The following is a 16,865-nucleotide window of genomic DNA, read 5'->3' as shown; positions in this document are numbered from 1 at the left end:
ACGTGTGCTAGGCAGCCAGTTCCTTCTCGCGCTTCTTCGTCTTGCGGACGATACCGCTCAGGCCCTTCGTCAACTGGAACAGTCCGTTCAGCCGTGACTTGGGATCGCTCCAGGCGCGGTTGATCACAAGCTTCATGTCGGGCCGCAGCTTGGCGGTGTCCTTCAGCCGCTCGACATAGGCGAGCAGGCCCGCGGGATCGGGGAAGTCGTCGTTGTGGAACGTCACCAACGTTCCGCGCGCGCCGACATCGACCTTCGCGATGTTGGCGACGATCGCCTGATGCTTGATCTCGATCAGGCGGATGAGATTCGCGGTGGCGTCGGGCAGGGGGCCGAAGCGGTCGATCATCTCGGCGGCCATCGCTTCGATCTCGGCGCTGTCGTTGGCGTCGTTGAGGCGGCGATAGAGCGCCATCCGAACGGCGAGATCGGGCACGTAGTCCTCCGGGATCATGATCGGCGCATCGACGGTGATCTGCGGGCTCAGCGGATCGCCGCCGCGCTCCAGCCCGGCATCGCCGGCCTTGGCCGCGAGGATCGCGTCCTCCAGCATCGACTGGTAGAGTTCGAATCCGACCTCGCGGATATGGCCCGACTGCTCGTCGCCCAGCAGATTGCCCGCGCCGCGGATGTCGAGGTCATGGCTGGCGAGCTGGAAGCCGGCGCCGAGGCTGTCGAGGTCGCCGAGTACTTTCAGCCGCTTCTCCGCGACCTCGGACAGCGCGACGTCCTTCTCGTAAGTCAGATAAGCATAGGCGCGCAGCTTCGACCGGCCCACGCGCCCGCGGAGCTGGTAGAGCTGCGCCAAGCCGAAGATGTCGGCCCGGTGGATGATGATCGTGTTGGCGCTCGGCAGATCGAGCCCGCTCTCGACGATCGTAGTCGATAGCAGCACATCGTACTTGCCCTCGTAGAACGCGCTCATCCGCTCCTCGATCTCGCCGGCGGCCATCTGGCCGTGCGCGGCGACGAACTTCACTTCGGGCACATGCTCGTGCAGCCAGTCCGACAGCGATTCCATGTCGGAGATGCGCGGCACGACGATAAAGCTCTGTCCGCCGCGATGATGCTCGCGCAGCAGTGCTTCGCGCATGACCATGTCGTCCCATTCCATCACGTAAGTGCGGACCGCGAGCCGGTCGACCGGCGGGGTCTGGATGGTCGAAAGCTCACGAAGGCCGGACATCGCCATCTGCAAGGTGCGCGGAATGGGCGTGGCGGTGAGGGTGAGGACGTGGACATCGGCGCGGAGCTGCTTGAGCTTCTCCTTGTGCGTGACGCCGAAGCGCTGCTCCTCATCCACAATCACGAGGCCGAGATTGCGGAACTTCGTGGATTTCGAGAGGATCGCGTGGGTGCCGATCACGATATCGACTTTGCCGTCCGCGAGACCCTCGCGGGTCTCCTCCATCTCCTTGGCCGGCACGAGGCGTGAGAGGCGCCCGATCCGCAGCGGGAAGCCCGCGAAACGCTCCATGAAGTTCGCGTAGTGCTGCCGCGCGAGCAGTGTGGTCGGCGCGACCACCGCCACCTGCTGCCCGGCCATCGCCGCGACGAAGGCGGCGCGTAGCGCGACCTCGGTCTTGCCGAAGCCCACATCGCCGCAGACCAGACGGTCCATCGGCCGGCCGGCTTCGAGATCGCCCAGAACGTCCTCGATCGCGCGGTCCTGATCGTCGGTTTCCTGCCATGGGAAACGATCGACGAACTGATTGAAGCTCGCCTCCTCCGCCGCCAGCACCGGAGCCTTCTTGAGCGCGCGCTGCGCTGCGACCTGCATCAGCTCGCCCGCTATTTCGCGGATGCGTTCCTTCAGACGCGCACGTCGTTTCTGCCACGCCTCGCCGCCGAGGCGGTCGAGCATGACCGCTTCCTCGCTGCTGCCGTAGCGGCTGAGGACGTCGATGTTCTCGACCGGGATGTAGAGCTTGTCGCCGCCCTTGTACTCCAGCATCACGCAGTCGTGCTGGCTCTTGCCGACCGCGATCGGCTCGAGCCCGAGATACTTGCCGATCCCGTGCTCGACATGGACGACCAGATCGCCCCGGTTGAGCGCGGACAGCTCGGCCAGGAAGGCGTCGGAGTCCTTGCGCTTCTTGCGGCGCCGGACGAGGCGGTCGCCGAGCACGTCCTGCTCGGTAAGCAGCTCCAGCTCGTCGTTCGCAAAGCCGGTTTCGAGCGGCAGGACCAACGCCACCGCCTGGCCCTTGGCGGCCATGCCGAGCGCTTCCTGCCAGCTATCGGCAAGCTGCGTCTTCGCCCCGGCCTCCGAGAGAATGGACGCGATGCGGGCGCGGCTGCCGGTGGAATAGGCGGCGAACAGCGCCTTCTTCCCGCTCCTGCCGATCGCGCCGAGGTGCTTGGCCGCGGCCTCGTAGACGTTGTCGCCTCGCGCGCGCTCGGGTGCGAAATCTCTTGCGGAGGAGAAGCCGAAGTCGATCACGCGATCGCTTTCGGGCTCGGCGAAGATGGTCGCGCGGTGGACGGGCTTCTCCTCCAGCGCGGCGCCGAACTCATCTTCCGTCAGATAAAGCGCGTCGGCGGGCAGCGGGCGGTAGCTTCCCTTGGCCTGCCCTCCGGTGGTCTTGCGCTGCTCGTGATAGTCGGAGATGTCCGACAGCCGCTCCTCGGCGGCCTGGAGCGCCGCGGAATCGATCGCCACCCTGTCGCCATCGCCGAGGTGATCGAACAGCGTCGCCATCCGCTCTTCGAACAGCGGCAGCCAATGCTCCATGCCCGCGAGACGGCGGCCTTCGCTGACCGCCTCGTAGAGCGGGTCCTGCGTCGCGTTGGCGCCGAACATCTCGCGGTAGCGGGTGCGGAAGCGCTTGATGCTGTCCTCGTCGAGCAGCGCCTCGCTCGCCGGCAGCAGCAGGTGCGACTTGAGCACGCCGGTGCTCATCTGGGTCGAGGGATCGAAACTGCGGAGGCTTTCGAGCTCGTCGCCGAAGAAGTCGAGCCGCAGTCCCTCGTCGAGCCCCGAGGGGAAGATGTCGACTATCGAGCCACGTACCGCGTACTCACCCTTGTCGATCACGGTGTCGGTTCGGCTGTAGCCCTGCCGCTGAAGCAGCGCGGCAAGGCTTTCGCGGCCGATCTCGATCCCCGGCTTGAACTCGCGCACACTTTCGCGAATCCGGAACGGTGTCAGCACGCGCTGGAGCACGGCGTTGACGGTGGTCACGAGCAGTTGCGATCCGGCCTTGCCTGCCTGGAGGCGATGCAGCGCCGAAAGCCTGCGGGCGCTGACGGTAAGAGCCGGGCTCGCGCGGTCGTAGGGCAGGCAATCCCAGGCCGGGAACTCGATGACTTCCAGCTCGGGCGCGAAGTACTGCGCCGCCTCCGTCACCGCGTGCATTGCCGCTTCGTCCGCCGCGATGAACACCGCGCGGCCCTTCGCCGCGCGCGCGAGATCGGCCATCACGAGAGGCTGCGCACCCCGCGCGACCGAGGCGAGCGTGAGCGGCCTCTCGGCCTTCAGGATACGGTGGAGGTCGGGCATGTCCTGTCCAAATCGTGTTGCCGCGCCCGCGTTCCGCGCACGAGCGAAAACCCGCCCGAGGGATTCGAGCGGGTGGGTCCCAGCGCCTCACATAGACATTCGGGGCGATTTGCCCACCCGTCATCCCAGCGAAATCCGGGATGACGACGTTTGGTGAGCTACGAAATCTCGACGTAGTCGAGCTTCTGCATCGCCGCCATCTGTGCGCCGGCAAACCGATCCGGCACTGCCCGGGTGCCGAGCGCCCATGCCATCACGTCGACGTCGTCCTCTTCCAACAGCGCCTCGAACCAGGCCAGCTCAGCGTCGCCCCAATCGGCGTGATAGCGGTCGAAGAAGCCGCCGATCATGTAGTCGGCCTCGCGCGTGCCGCGGTGCCAGGCGCGGAAGCGGGCGCGGGAGAGGCGGGTGGGGTTGGCCATGTGGGGCGCCTATCTTCCACGTCATGCCAGCGCAAGCTGACATCGCTCTCCATTGAGCAGCGCCGGACATGCGATCCGGCTTTCGCTGGGACGACGATAGCGGTTAAGAGCACCACATGCGCCCCGACATCCTCAACCCGCTGTTCGCCGAGACCGCGACGCTCGACGGCGTCGGGCCCAAGCTGCAAAAGCCGCTCGACAAGCTCGGCCTAACGCGGGTGAAGGACGTCGCCTATCACCTGCCCGAACGCTTCGTTACCCGCCGCCCGGTCGAGAACCTCGACGCCGCGAGCGAGGGCGAGCAGATCGTGATCGCACTTACCCCGACGGAGCATCGCGCCCCGCGCAGCGGCCGCGGCCCCTACCGGGTCCTCGCGCAGGATGCGGTCGGCAACGTCTGCGCGCTGACCTACTTCGGCCGCGCATCCTATACGGCGAAGAAGCAGCTCCCGGTGGGCGAGAAGCGCTGGGTGGCGGGCCGCCTGGATCGTTACGGCGACATGCTCCAGATCGTCCATCCGGACCACGTCTCGGAAGAGGGCGACAACGCGCTCGGTCAGCTCTGCGAACCGGTATACGCGCTGTCGGAGGGGCTGACGCAGCCGAAGGTTGCCAGCCTCGTCGAGCAAGCGCTCGCGCGGCTGCCCGAACTCCCCGAATGGATCGAACCGGGGCAGTTCGCGCGACAGAAATGGCCGGCCTGGGCCGACGCGCTCAAACTGGCGCACAAGGATGAGCATGCGGCCGCGCGCGAGAGGCTCGCCTACGACGAGCTCCTCGCCAACAGCCTCGCTCTGATGCTCGTACGGGCGGACAATCGCCGCCGGCGCGGTCAGCCACTGCAGGGCGACGGCGCTCTGCGTGCGAAGCTGCAACTGCCATTCCCGCTCACCGGCGCACAGAAGCGCTCGACCGCCGAGATCGAGGGCGATCTGGCACAGGAAGCGCCCATGCTGCGCCTGCTCCAGGGTGACGTCGGTGCGGGCAAGACGGTGGTGGCTCTGGAAGCCATGCTGATCGCGGTCGAGGCTGGCAGACAGGCGGCGCTACTCGCCCCCACTGAGATCCTCGCGCGCCAGCACTTCGAAACGCTGCGCGCCATGGCGCGGCCGACCGGGGTCGAGATCGCCCTGCTGACCGGCCGCGACAAGGGCAGGGCGCGCGAGTCGATCCTGATGGGGCTGATGGACGGCAGCATCGACATCGTCGTCGGCACCCACGCGATCTTTCAGGAGAGCGTCGCCTACCGGGACCTCGCGCTGGTCGTGATCGACGAGCAGCATCGCTTCGGCGTCGCGCAGCGGTTGCAGCTTGCGGGCAAGGGGCGCCGCACGCCGCACATCCTGGCGATGACCGCAACGCCGATCCCGCGCACGCTCACCCTCGCGCAGTACGGCGAGATGGATGTCAGCCGCCTCGACGAGATGCCGCCCGGACGTCAGGCGATCGACACCCGCGTGGTGGCGCAGGAACGGCTGCAGGACGTCGCCGAGGCCGTCGGCCGGCACATCGCGGGTGGGCAGCAGGCCTACTGGGTTTGTCCCATGGTGCGCGAGCACGAGAGCGAGGACATTGCCGCGGCCGAGGCGCGCTACGCTACCCTGCGCGAACGTTTCGGCGATACGGTCGTGCTGGTCCACGGGCAGCTCAAGCCGGAGCTGAAGGATGCCGCGATGGAGCGATTCGCGCGTGGCGAGGCGAAGCTGCTGGTTGCGACCACGGTGATCGAAGTCGGCGTCGATGTGCCAGCGGCGACCCTGATGGTGATCGAGCAGGCGGAACGCTTCGGCCTCGCACAACTCCACCAGTTGCGCGGCCGGGTGGGGCGGGGAAGCGAAAAATCGACTTGCCTGCTGCTGCGCGCCGACGCGCTATCCGAAACCGGCCGCGAACGCCTCGCCCTCATGCGCGAGACGCAGGACGGCTTTCGCCTCGCCGAGGAAGACCTGCGCCTGCGCGGCGGCGGTGAACTGCTCGGCACGCGCCAGTCGGGCGACACGCCGTTCCGCGTCGCCACCCTCGACCAGATCCAGCGCCTGCTCCCCCTCGCGCATGACGACGCGCGCCTGCTGATGGAACGCGACGGCGGGCTTGAGGGCGAACGCGGCACGGCGGCCCGCGTGCTGCTCTATCTGTTCGAGCGCGACTGGGGTGTGCAACTGCTGCGCGGGGGTTAGCGCAGCATGGCCACGAGCGCTTCGGCGCCGCGGCTCACGTCTTCCCAGGTGTAGATGAAATTGTCCTCGCCGCCGTACCAGGGATCGGCGACTTCCGCCCCTTCGCGGCCAGGCACGAGATCCATGAGCATGGCGACCTTCGCCCTGCTGTTCGCCGGCCGGAGGCGTTCGATATCGCGCATGTTCGAGCGGTCCATGCCGACGATCCAATCGAACCGGTCGAAATCATCCATCGCGAGTTGGCGCCCGCGATAATGCGAGATGTCGATCCCGTACCGTTTCGCCGTGGCGATGCTGCGCGGGTCGGGCTGCTCGCCGATGTGGTAGTCCGCGGTCCCGGCACTGTCGGCTGTGACATCAACTCCCGCGCGCGCCGCGGCATCGCGAAACGCCGCCTCCGCGAGCGGAGAGCGGCAGATGTTGCCAAGGCAGACGAACAGGACGGCGGGGGTGGTCATCATGATCTCCTCCCGCACTTGCGCTTGGGAGTTTTCCGGCCGTGAATGTCCGCCGGACATTCACGAGTCACGGAAAACTGGTCGGGGAGAGAGGATTCGAACCTCCGGCCCCTGCCTCCCGAAGACAGTGCTCTACCAGGCTGAGCTACTCCCCGACCGTGTCGGTCCCGTCCGGCGAAGTGCCGTGCGGGTCGAGGCAAGGCGGGCCCTATAGGCAGCGCGCGCCGGGGTGGCAAGCCGGCAATTGCAAGTCTAGGAAGTTGGCATGGCCAGCGCCGCACTTCCTGCCGATTCTTCGAATCGCGACCATCCCGAACAGCAGTATCTCGACCTGATGCGGCGCATCTGGAACGAGGGGAGCGAGCGGGTGGACCGCACCGGTATCGGCACGCGGTCGGTGTTCGGTGCGATGCTGCGCTTCGATCTCACGGACGGCGCGATGCCGCTCCTCACCACCAAGCGGGTCTACTGGAAGACCGCAACGCGCGAGATGCTGTGGTTTCTCACCGGCGAGACGAACATTCGCCCGCTGGTGCTCCAGGGCGTGAAGATCTGGAACGAGTGGCCGCATGCCCGCTATGTGCGCGAGACGGGTGATGTGATTGCGCTCGACGATTTCGTGCAGCGGATCGCCGAGGACGAGGTCTTCGCCGAACGCTGGGGCGATCTCGGCCCGGTCTATGGCAAGCAATGGGTCGATTGGCCAACCTACCGCTATCGCCCCGACGGCACGTACGAGAAGGGGCCGGGCATTAACCAGGTCGCGCAGGTGATCGAATCGCTGCGGACCGACCCGGGTAGCCGGCGCCATATCGTCGAGGGATGGAACGTCGCCGAGCTTGACCGCATGGCGCTGCCGCCATGCCACAAGACCTACCAGTTCCACGTTGCCGACGGGCGGCTCAACTGCGCGCTCTATCAGCGGAGTTGCGACGTGGCGCTGGGCCTGCCGTTCAACTTGTGGTCCGGCGCGCTGCTGCAGCGGATGATCGCGCAGCAGGTCGATCTCGAGCCCGGCGAGTTCGTGTGGATGGGGGGCGACGTGCACCTCTATCTCAACCACGAACACCTGATTACCGAACAGCTTTCGAGGGAACCGCAGGGGCGGCCGCGGCTTGAAATAGTGTGGCGGCCCGAGACGATTTTCGACTACCGCCTCGAGGACTTCGAGGTCCGCAATTATACGCCGCTGGGGGCGATCAAGGCCCCCGTGGCGGTCTGAGACGGGAGAGCTTGACCCCTCCCGAGCTGTGAAATAAAATAACTCACACGTATAAGAATGCGTCTCACGCTTTGGGAGATCACCCTATGGCCGACAGGCCCGACGCGGACCGGGAAGCAGGGGCCAACAAGCCCACGCTCCGGCTTCACGTTCCCGAACCCAAGTTCCGCCCCGGCGACACGGTGGACTTCAGTCATATCCAGGTCAGCGAGCCCGGCGCGCAGCCGCGCCCTGACGAGGCGTGCGACGCCAGGGAAACCGCGCCGCTCTGCCATGATCTGATCCGGGTTCTGGGCGATGACAATCACGCGCATGGCCCCTGGGACCCGAAGCTCGACCCGGACACCCTGCGCACCATGCTCGGCCATTTCGCGCTCGTACGCGCTTTCGATGAGCGCATGTTCCGCGGGCAGCGGCAGGGCAAGACCAGCTTCTATATGAAGTGCACCGGGGAGGAGGCGACCTCGGTCGCCGCTGCGATGGCGCTGGCGAGCGACGACATGGTGTTCCCCAGCTATCGCCAGCAGGGCGTACTGATCGTGCGCGGCTACGACCTGGTCGAGATGATCAACCAGATCTACTCGAACAAGGGCGACAAGCTGAAGGGCCGGCAGCTCCCAATCATGTACTCGAGCCGCGAGCACAGCTTCTTCTCGATCAGCGGCAATCTCGCGACCCAGACTCCGCAGGCGGTCGGCTGGGCGATGGCGAGCGCGATGAAGGGCGACAGCCGCATCGCCGCCACCTGGGTGGGCGAGGGCAGCACGGCGGAAGGCGACTTCCATTCGGCCTGCACCTTCGCAACCGTCTACAATGCACCGGTTATCCTCAACGTTATCAACAACCAGTGGGCGATCTCCAGCTTCTCCGGTTTCGCCGGCGCGGAGCGGACGACCTTTGCCGCGCGGGCGCTGGGCTATGGACTCGCGGGGCTGCGGGTCGACGGCAATGATGCGCTCGCTGTCTACGCCTCGCAGCGCTGGGCAGCCAACCGTGCGCGGGCCAATGCCGGGCCGACGCTGATCGAATACTTCACCTATCGCGCCGAGGGGCACTCGACCTCCGACGATCCGACCGGCTACCGCAGCGCGCAGGAGCGCGAGGAGTGGCCGCTGGGTGATCCGGTCATGCGGCTCAAGAACCACCTGATTGCGCTCGGCGAATGGGACGAGGAGCGGCAGGAGGCGATGGACCGCGAGGCGGCCGAGCGGGTCAAGGCCGCGACCAAGGAGGCCGAGAAGAACGGCGTTCTCGGCCACGGCATGCACCAGCCCTTCCGCACCATGTTCGAAGACGTGTTCGAGGAACTGCCCTGGCACCTCAAGGAACAGGCGGAGCAGGCGACGCGCGAGCGGCTCATCAAGTTCCACGGAGGGCGCCCGCAATGAGCGCCGAAGTGAAGGAAAACCAGGCGGCGCAGAGCGGCACCGAGCGCCGCCTCAACATGATCGAGGCGATCAACGACGCGCTCGACATCATGCTGGAGCGGGACCCCGACGTGATCGTGATGGGGGAGGATGTCGGCTACTTCGGCGGCGTCTTCCGTTGCACCGCCGGCCTGCAGAAGAAGCATGGCAAGACGCGGGTGTTCGACACGCCGATTTCCGAATGCGGGATCATCGGCGTCGCGGTCGGGATGGGCGCCTATGGCCTCAGGCCCGTGCCCGAGATCCAGTTCGCCGACTACATCTACCCGGGGCTCGACCAGCTCATCTCCGAAGCGGCCCGTCTGCGCTATCGCTCCGCGACCGAGTACATTGCGCCGATGACGGTGCGCTCGCCGTTCGGCGGCGGCATTTTCGGAGGGCAGACCCACAGCCAGAGCCCGGAGGCGATCTTCACCCACGTCTCGGGTCTCAAGACCGTGATCCCTTCGACGCCCTATGACGCCAAGGGGCTGCTGATCTCGTGCATCGAGGACAACGACCCGGTGATTTTCTTCGAGCCGAAGCGGATCTACAACGGGCCGTTCAGCGGCTACTACGACAAGCCGGCCGAACCGTGGAAGCGCCATCCGCAGAGCGTGGTGCCCGAGGGATACTACAAGATCCCGCTCGGCAAGGCGCGCACGGTGACCGAGGGCGACGCGATGACCGTGCTGACTTACGGCACGATGGTCCACGTAGTCGAATCGGTCTGCCGCGAGAAGGGCGTCGAAGCGGAGATCCTCGACCTCCGCACGCTGGTGCCGATCGACATCGAGGCGATCGAAGCCTCGGTCGAACGGACCGGCAAGTGCCTGATCGTGCACGAGGCGACCCGCACCTCCGGCTTCGGCGCGGAACTCTCCGCGCTCGTCACCGAGCGCTGCTTCTATCACCTCGAAGCCCCGGTCGAGCGCGTGACCGGCTTCGACACCCCCTATCCGCACAGCCTCGAATGGGCCTATTTCCCCGGCCCGGTTCGCATCGGCGAAGCGATCGACAAGCTTCTGAAGGACTGACGCAGATGGCCAGATTCACCTTCAATCTTCCCGACATCGGCGAAGGCATTGCCGAGGCCGAGATCGTCGACTGGCACGTCAAGGTCGGCGATAGCGTAGAGGAAGACGACCGCCTCGCCGACATGATGACCGACAAGGCGACCGTCGAAATGGAAAGCCCGGTCGCGGGCAAGGTCGTCGAGGTTGCCGGCGAGATCGGCGACACGATCGCGATCGGCTCGATGCTGGTGGTGATCGAGACCGAGGGCGAGGTGCCCGAGGACGTGCAGGGGGCAGAAGACGCCGCGCCCGCGCCGAAAGCCGATGAGGTCGAGGAACGGATCGAGGTGGAGACCTCGGATGCGAGCGACGCCGACGATGCGATTGCGGCGGAACAGCCTCAAGACGCCAAACCCGTTCGCCCTGAGCTTGTCGAAGGGCCGTCCTCCACTTCTGGCGCGGCGCCGGAAGAAAAAAGCGGTGCTTCGACAAGCTCAGCACGAACGGGGGGGAAGAAGGTTCTTGCCTCTCCTGCCGTGCGTGCCCGCGCGAAGGACCTCGGCATCGACCTCGCCGAAGTAAAGCCGGCCGAGGACGGGCGCGTGCGTCACGCCGATCTCGACAGCTTCCTAGCCTACAACGCCGGCAGCGGGTTCTCGTCCGCGGGCCGCGCACGGGCTGACGAGGAGATCAAGGTCATCGGCCTGCGCAAGCGCATCGCGCAGAACATGGCTGAATCAAAGCGCAACATCCCGCATTTCTCCTACGTCGAGGAATGCGATGTGACCGAGCTTGAGCGGCTGCGCGCCGATCTCAACGCGAACCGTGGGAACAAGCCGAAGCTCACCATGCTGCCGCTGCTGATCTCCGCAATCTGCCGGACGCTGCCGGACTTCCCGATGATTAACGCGCGCTACGACGACGAGGCGGGCGTGGTCACGCGCCACGGCGCCGTCCACCTCGGCATGGCGACGCAGACCGACAAGGGCCTGATGGTCCCGGTGATCCGCGACGCACAGGCGAAGAACCTGTGGCAGCTCGCGCGCGAGATCGGCCGCCTGGCGGACGCCGCGCGCGACGGGTCCGCGAAGTCGGAGGAGCTCTCCGGCTCGACGCTCACGCTCACTTCGCTCGGTCCGCTGGGCGGCGTGGCGACGACGCCGGTCATCAACCGCCCCGAAGTCGCGATCATCGGACCCAACCGGATCATCGAGCGGCCGATGTTCGTGCCGGATGGCGTGGGCGGTGAGCGGATCGAGAAGCGCAAGCTGATGAACGTCTCGATCAGCTGCGATCACCGGGTGGTCGACGGCTACGACGCGGCCAGCTTCGTCCAGGCGCTGAAGAAGCTGCTCGAGACGCCGGTGCTCCTGCTGGCGGACTGACCGGTGGAGGGGCCTTCGCACCAATGCCCCTCCGTCAGCCGCCTGCGGCGTTTGCCACTTCTCCATTTGCGCTTCGCGAAAATGGGGAGGATCGGGTAGGCTCGTTTTCATGGCCACCGACCCCCGCGTAGACGCCTATATCGACAAGGCCGAGCCCTTCGCGCAGCCGATCCTTCGGCATGTCCGCGCTCTCGTGCATTCCGCGCTCCCGGAGGCGGAGGAGGCGATCAAATGGGGCATGCCGCACTTCACGGTGGGCGGTAAGAACGTGGTCGGGATGGCGGCGTTCAGGGCGCATGCGGCAGTGATGATTCACGGCGAGGATGACTCGGCGGAAGGCATGGGCACTCTCGGCAAGATCGGCGCGCTCGGAGATTTGCCGCCGGACGAGAACCTCGCGGCACGCTTCCGGGCGGCTGCCGATGCGTTCGCTTCAGGAAAAGCATCGACGCGCGCGGCGAAACCCAAGCCGGAGATCGCGATGCCGGACGACTTCGGCAGCGCGCTCGAGGCTGCGCCGCAGGCGCGCGCGTTCTTCGGCACGCTCGCGCCGTCCTACCGCCGCGAGTACCTGGAATGGATCCTCGAGGCGAAGCGCCCGGAAACGCGCGCGAAGCGCATCGCCACTGCCGTTGAGTGGCTCGGCGAGGGCAAGAAGCGCAACTGGAAGTACGCAGGCTGCTAGTCGGCCCGCTCAGCGCACGATGGCGCTGTAGGTCACGCGGGCGGCGCTCGAGGCGGCGCTGCCGTCGTTGAAGCGCCAGCGCAAGTGCGTCACGTCCTCGGGCGAGGCGAGGCGGCTGCCGTCGCGGTCGGTGATCCGCATCCTGCCCAGCCGGCCCCAGGTTCGCCCGCCATCAATCGAGACCTCGAGCACGTCCGAACTGCTCCGCTGGAAGGCGAGCGCACGCGGTATTGCGCTGGAGACCGTGACCGGATCGCCGCTCCGCCAACCGTGCCATTCGACCATCAGCACGACCTTGTCGCCGGGCCGCAGGTTCTCGGCCGGCTCGATCGTGCGAACCCGCTCTCCGCCGGGTGTGGTCGCGACGCGCTCCACGTAGACAGCGCGCGAGATGCCGCTCGCGGATTGTGCCGCCACGCCGCTCGCGGCGAAGCAGGCGAGGCTGCCGATCACGAGGCCGATACGCATGGTTTCCCCCTTCGTCTCCTCGGGCTCCGAGATGACGCGAACAGACGAAAATATGGTTAACGAACGCGTCCGCACGGGTGCTTTTCAACACGTGAAAAAGCCGCGCGCGAGGCCATTGACAGCCCTTTCCGGCTGCCCTAGTGGCGCGGCTCCCAAGCGGTGCACCGCCCGAGAATGCGCGGGTGTAGCTCAGTTGGTTAGAGCGCCGGCCTGTCACGCCGGAGGTCGCGGGTTCGAGTCCCGTCACTCGCGCCACTTGGGATTTTCTTCCAGATTTGATCGTGAGTGATGGCAACACCGCGCAACGGGTCACCCCCAGCGGCCGGTTTCCATCCAGATCAGGAAGCGCCTGAGCGGCAGCAGCCAGACGAGGCCCAGCGCGAGGTAGATCGGAGTCTGTGCCCAGGCCGGCCAGCCGTCGATGAGATCGGGCACGTAGCGCGCGATCAGCAGGCCGTAGACCGTCAGGCCGGCAAGCAGCCCCAGGATCCCCACCGGGAGGCGCCAGCTCGGTTCTTCGCGCATCAGAACGGTCCGTAGAGCCGGGTGGGCGTGACGACCAGATCGAGCGGCATGTCGTGCGGTTCGACCGGCAGTTCGTCGACGAGCTGGCTATCCCACGCGAGGCCGATCCGCAGCGTGTCCGGGTGCGCGGCCAGCCAGCGGTCGTAGTGTCCCCCGCCTTGTCCCAGGCGGTCGCCGCGATCGGTGAAGCCGAGCAGCGGCATTAACAGCACCTGCGGCTCGATCGCTTCGGCATCGGCTGCGGGCTGGCGAATCGCGAACGGGCCGTCGACGAGATCGCTCTCCCCAAACGGATCGGTATGCCGGGCGAATTCCATCGGTGCCTCGCGCGTGGCGAAACGGGGAAGGGCGACCGGGTGCCCGCGCTCGGCGAAGAACCGGGCATAGGACGCGGCCGGCGCCTCGTGCGGATGCGCGAGGTAGAGGCCGATCGCGGCGCCGTCCGGAATGCGTTCGAGCAGCGGCGCGGGCGGGCGGTGGAACACGAGCGCGCGAATCTGCTCGGGCAAGGCGGCGACATGCTCGCGGCGCGCGGCGCGCAGCGCCTTCCTCAGTTCGGCCTTGGTCATGTCCTGCATATATCGGGGAAATCGAGTGGCGGAACCACCATGGGTCGTTTGCCGGCGAAATCCTCTGACGCCTAAACGTCAGGTGGGCGCCGTATGCCCGGGCCCCCCGGACGAACCAGTGGACCAAGGCAGGGACAGCTCCCGTTGGATTGCTTATAGCCTCAGGGATATTCTAGCGGCTCGTGCCGGGCAGTCCCGCCAGCCTCTATCTAGTGCGCCGCCGCCTTGCTCTCAAGCTTCTCGGCGCAATTCTCGAGCAGGTCGGCGAAACGCTCGAGAGCGGGGGCGAGTCCCGGATCGCGAAACAGATCGGGAGCGGGGGAACCCGCTCCAGGCTTCGCTCTCAGTTCATCGAGTTCCCGGCGCGCTGTCTCGATCTCGGCCCGCGCCGCCGCAGCGTCCACTTCGGCGTCCTGCAGCGCGGCGCGAAGCCGCTTGACCTCCTCCTCACGGTCCACCGATGCGCCGCCCCGCTGCTCGTGCAGCTCGTCCGCCAGCAGGAGCGCGGCAAAGAGCAGGTTCTGAGCGTCCCGGGCCGTGAGATTGCTTCCGAGCTGCTGCAGCTTGGCGTCGACAGTCTCCCCCAGGCGGGCAACGTGTGCTTCCTCGCCCTCGGCGCAGGCGACCATATATTCGCGACCGCCGATCAGGAGCTTGACCTCGCTCATCGTTCCAGCCTCTCGATCAGTTCGTCCAGCTCCTTGAGCGCGCCGGTGGCCGCTTCGCGCAGCCGTCCGTGCTCGACCACGAGGCCGGAGACCGAGGGCGGAGCGGGGCGGTAGTCGTCCGCCGCCTTGGCGATCCGGCCGAGCGCGGTTTCGATGCGCTGCACGGCGCGTTCGATACGCTCGCCATTCATAAGGCCAAACTATCGCAAATATGTGACGGAGCAAAGCCTTGTCGTCGCCTGTTGATAAGTTGGACTGGTTTGGAGGCAGGGGACGTGTCGCGGCGCGCTGTTGACCTGCGCCTGTGCGTCCGCAAAGGCTTCGCGCGCCCGAATCGACCGGGCATGCGCATTATCTCACGTCCTCCAGGAGCATACCCCGCATGAGCCTCGATCCGACCCGCCTGGCGCCGATGGCCAATGCCATCCGGGCGCTGTCGATGGATGCGGTGCAGGCGGCGAATTCGGGGCATCCCGGCATGCCGATGGGCATGGCCGACGTCGCCGCGGTCCTGTGGTCGAAGTATCTGAAATTCGACCCGTCCACGCCCGACTGGGCGGACCGCGACCGCTTCGTGCTCAGCGCCGGGCACGGTTCGATGCTGATCTACTCGCTGCTCCACCTGTCGGGCTACGCGCATCCGACGATGGAGGAGATCAGGAATTTCCGCCAGCTCGGCAGCCCCTGCGCGGGCCATCCGGAGAATTTCCTGCTGGACGGCGTGGAATGCACGACCGGTCCGCTCGGCCAGGGTCTGGCGATGGCGGTCGGCATGGCGGTCGCCGAGCGGCACCTCAACGCCGAGTTCGGCGACGATCTGGTCGATCACCGCACCTGGGTCGTCGCGGGCGACGGCTGCCTCATGGAAGGCATCAACCACGAAGCGATCGGGATCGCCGGGCACCTCAAGCTCCGCCGCATGATCGTGCTGTGGGACGACAACCGCATCACCATCGACGGCTCGACCGATCTCTCGACGAGCGAGGACATCCGCGCGCGCTATGACGCGACGGGCTGGCACACGGTCGCCTGCGACGGGCACGACCCGGCCGATATCCAGCGCGCGCTGGACGAGGCGCTTGCGGACGAGCGTCCGTCGCTGGTGGCCTGCCGCACCGTGATCGGCAAGGGCGCGCCCAACAAGCAGGGCACGTCCGCGACCCACGGCGCGCCGCTCGGCGCTGAGGAGATCGCCGCGGCGCGCGAGGAACTGGGCTGGACCGCGGAACCATTCGAGATTCCCGAAGCGATTCTCGCCGACTGGCACGCGACCGGCGAGCGCGGTGCGAAGGCTCGTGGCGACTGGCATGCCCGGCTCGCGGCTTCGGATCGCAAGGCCGAGTTCGAACGGCGCATGGCCGGCGACCTCCCCGCGGGCGAGGACGCCGCTAGGGCCTTCGCCGAGTGGCTCGGGAAGGACCAGAAGGTCGCCACCCGCAAGGCCTCGGAGCTGGCGCTCGAGGTCCTCACGCCGCGTCTGCCCGAGATGGTCGGCGGCTCGGCCGACCTCACCGGATCGAACAACACCAAGACCAAGGCGATGGAGCCGCTCACGGCCGACAATTACGGCGGGCGCTACGTCTATTACGGCATCCGCGAATTCGGCATGGCCGCGGCGATGAACGGCATGGCGCTGCACGGCGGCGTGATCCCGTACGGCGGCACGTTCCTGATCTTCAGCGACTATTGCCGCAACGCGGTCCGCCTCTCCGCCCTGCAGCAGGCGCGGGTGATCTACGTCTTCACGCACGATTCGATCGGGCTGGGCGAGGACGGGCCGACTCACCAGCCGATCGAGCAGGTGATGAGCCTGCGGCTGATCCCGAACCTCAACGTGTACCGCCCGGCGGATGTCATCGAGACCGCCGAGTGCTGGAACCTCGCGCTCCAGACCAAGGGCACGCCCTCGGTCCTGGCGCTGAGCCGGCAGAACCTGCCGCAACTCCGCCATGAGGGCGAGATGCTCAGCGCCAAGGGCGCCTATCGCCTGCGCGCGGCCGAGGCGGAGCGCAAGGTCGTGCTGATCGCGACCGGCTCCGAAGTGCAGGTCGCCTGCGATGTGGCGGATGCGCTTGAAAGCCAGGGCATCGGCGCCGATGTGGTCTCCATGCCGTGCATGGAACTGTTCGAGGACCAGGACGAAGCCTACCGGCGCGATCTGCTGCCGGCGGGCACGCTTAAGGTCTCGATCGAGGCCGGCTCGACCCTCGGGTGGGAGCGGTACACCGGCACGGACGGGCTGCAGATCGGCCTCGACCGCTTCGGCGCCTCCGCACCGGCGGAGGAATTGTTCGCGAAATTCGGCTTCACCGCTGAAGCCATCGTTCCCAAAATCCGGGCCAAACTCGGCCTTTAGCAGGAG

At 66.9% G+C, this 16,865-nt stretch carries 15 protein-coding genes and 2 tRNA genes; 8 read left to right on the top strand and 9 right to left on the bottom strand.

The features are described from left to right. Positions 1-7: 7 nt before the first annotated feature. Both mfd and ETX26_RS06220 read right to left on the bottom strand, forming a co-directional pair. The gene (gene mfd / locus ETX26_RS06225; RefSeq protein WP_129523768.1) at positions 8-3,502 is read right to left on the bottom strand and encodes a transcription-repair coupling factor; all 3,495 of its coding nucleotides are present in this window, start codon (positions 3,500-3,502) and stop codon (positions 8-10) included. 158 nt (positions 3,503-3,660) lie between these two features. Then, on the bottom strand, positions 3,661-3,924 hold the full coding sequence (locus ETX26_RS06220; protein WP_129523767.1) for an FAD assembly factor SdhE: 264 nt from the start codon (positions 3,922-3,924) through the stop codon (positions 3,661-3,663). A 116-nt stretch (positions 3,925-4,040) separates the two neighbouring features. Here ETX26_RS06220 and recG point away from each other — a divergent pair, with 116 nt between their 5' ends. Beyond that, the gene (gene recG / locus ETX26_RS06215; protein WP_129523766.1) at positions 4,041-6,101 is read left to right on the top strand and encodes an ATP-dependent DNA helicase RecG; all 2,061 of its coding nucleotides are present in this window, start codon (positions 4,041-4,043) and stop codon (positions 6,099-6,101) included. Here recG and ETX26_RS06210 read toward each other — a convergent pair. Both ETX26_RS06210 and ETX26_RS06205 read right to left on the bottom strand, forming a co-directional pair. Then, positions 6,098-6,559, bottom strand: a complete 462-nt coding sequence (locus ETX26_RS06210) for a low molecular weight protein-tyrosine-phosphatase (RefSeq protein ID WP_191984705.1) — start codon at positions 6,557-6,559, stop codon at positions 6,098-6,100. The genes recG and ETX26_RS06210 overlap by 4 nt on opposite strands. A gap of 78 nt (positions 6,560-6,637) precedes the next feature. Then, positions 6,638-6,714: transfer RNA gene (locus ETX26_RS06205), tRNA-Pro, on the bottom strand. A gap of 110 nt (positions 6,715-6,824) precedes the next feature. On the opposite strand from ETX26_RS06205, the gene ETX26_RS06200 reads away from it, so the two are divergent. From ETX26_RS06200 to ETX26_RS06180, 5 genes are all read left to right on the top strand, one after another. Further along, positions 6,825-7,781, top strand: coding sequence for a thymidylate synthase (locus ETX26_RS06200; RefSeq protein ID WP_129523764.1), 957 nt, complete (start codon positions 6,825-6,827; stop codon positions 7,779-7,781). An 86-nt stretch (positions 7,782-7,867) separates the two neighbouring features. Beyond that, complete coding sequence (locus ETX26_RS06195) at positions 7,868-9,169, top strand: 3-methyl-2-oxobutanoate dehydrogenase (2-methylpropanoyl-transferring) subunit alpha (RefSeq protein ID WP_129523763.1); 1,302 nt, start codon at positions 7,868-7,870, stop codon at positions 9,167-9,169. Next, the gene (locus ETX26_RS06190; protein ID WP_129523762.1) at positions 9,166-10,224 is read left to right on the top strand and encodes an alpha-ketoacid dehydrogenase subunit beta; all 1,059 of its coding nucleotides are present in this window, start codon (positions 9,166-9,168) and stop codon (positions 10,222-10,224) included. Before ETX26_RS06195 ends, ETX26_RS06190 begins: the two co-directional genes overlap by 4 nt. A gap of 5 nt (positions 10,225-10,229) precedes the next feature. Further along, positions 10,230-11,588, top strand: coding sequence for a dihydrolipoamide acetyltransferase family protein (locus tag ETX26_RS06185; RefSeq protein WP_129523761.1), 1,359 nt, complete (start codon positions 10,230-10,232; stop codon positions 11,586-11,588). A 109-nt stretch (positions 11,589-11,697) separates the two neighbouring features. Further along, on the top strand, positions 11,698-12,273 hold the full coding sequence (locus tag ETX26_RS06180) for a YdeI/OmpD-associated family protein (RefSeq protein WP_129523760.1): 576 nt from the start codon (positions 11,698-11,700) through the stop codon (positions 12,271-12,273). Positions 12,274-12,282: 9 nt separating this feature from the next. Here the strand turns inward: ETX26_RS06180 and ETX26_RS06175 are convergent, their stop codons facing one another. After that, complete coding sequence (locus ETX26_RS06175; protein ID WP_129523759.1) at positions 12,283-12,741, bottom strand: hypothetical protein; 459 nt, start codon at positions 12,739-12,741, stop codon at positions 12,283-12,285. Between the two features lie 178 nt (positions 12,742-12,919). Here ETX26_RS06175 and ETX26_RS06170 point away from each other — a divergent pair. Further along, positions 12,920-12,996: transfer RNA gene (locus tag ETX26_RS06170), tRNA-Asp, on the top strand. A 54-nt stretch (positions 12,997-13,050) separates the two neighbouring features. On the opposite strand, the gene ETX26_RS06165 is transcribed toward ETX26_RS06170, so the two are convergent. The 4 genes from ETX26_RS06165 to ETX26_RS14270 form a co-directional block, all read right to left on the bottom strand. Next, positions 13,051-13,266 (bottom strand): DUF2842 domain-containing protein, encoded by a 216-nt coding sequence (locus ETX26_RS06165; RefSeq protein ID WP_129523758.1) that lies wholly within the window; start codon positions 13,264-13,266, stop codon positions 13,051-13,053. Further along, on the bottom strand, positions 13,266-13,844 hold the full coding sequence (locus ETX26_RS06160) for a 5-formyltetrahydrofolate cyclo-ligase (RefSeq protein ID WP_129523757.1): 579 nt from the start codon (positions 13,842-13,844) through the stop codon (positions 13,266-13,268). Before ETX26_RS06160 ends, ETX26_RS06165 begins: the two co-directional genes overlap by 1 nt. Before the next feature lie 200 nt (positions 13,845-14,044). Next, positions 14,045-14,503: a cell division protein ZapA gene (locus tag ETX26_RS06155; protein ID WP_129523756.1), complete on the bottom strand. Its 459-nt coding sequence runs from the start codon at positions 14,501-14,503 to the stop codon at positions 14,045-14,047. Further along, positions 14,500-14,667 (bottom strand): hypothetical protein, encoded by a 168-nt coding sequence (locus tag ETX26_RS14270; RefSeq protein ID WP_165271702.1) that lies wholly within the window; start codon positions 14,665-14,667, stop codon positions 14,500-14,502. Before ETX26_RS14270 ends, ETX26_RS06155 begins: the two co-directional genes overlap by 4 nt. 218 nt (positions 14,668-14,885) lie before the next feature. On the opposite strand from ETX26_RS14270, the gene tkt reads away from it, so the two are divergent. Beyond that, entirely contained in the window at positions 14,886-16,859 is a 1,974-nt protein-coding gene (gene tkt / locus ETX26_RS06150) for a transketolase (RefSeq protein WP_129523755.1), read from the top strand. The last annotated feature ends 6 nt before the right edge of the window (positions 16,860-16,865 follow it).

It is taken from the genome of Pelagerythrobacter rhizovicinus (assembly GCF_004135625.1).
Classification (GTDB): domain Bacteria; phylum Pseudomonadota; class Alphaproteobacteria; order Sphingomonadales; family Sphingomonadaceae; genus Pelagerythrobacter; species Pelagerythrobacter rhizovicinus.
The sequence above is the reverse complement of the archived record's forward strand: the minus strand, read 5'-3'. Positions and strand labels throughout refer to the sequence as shown.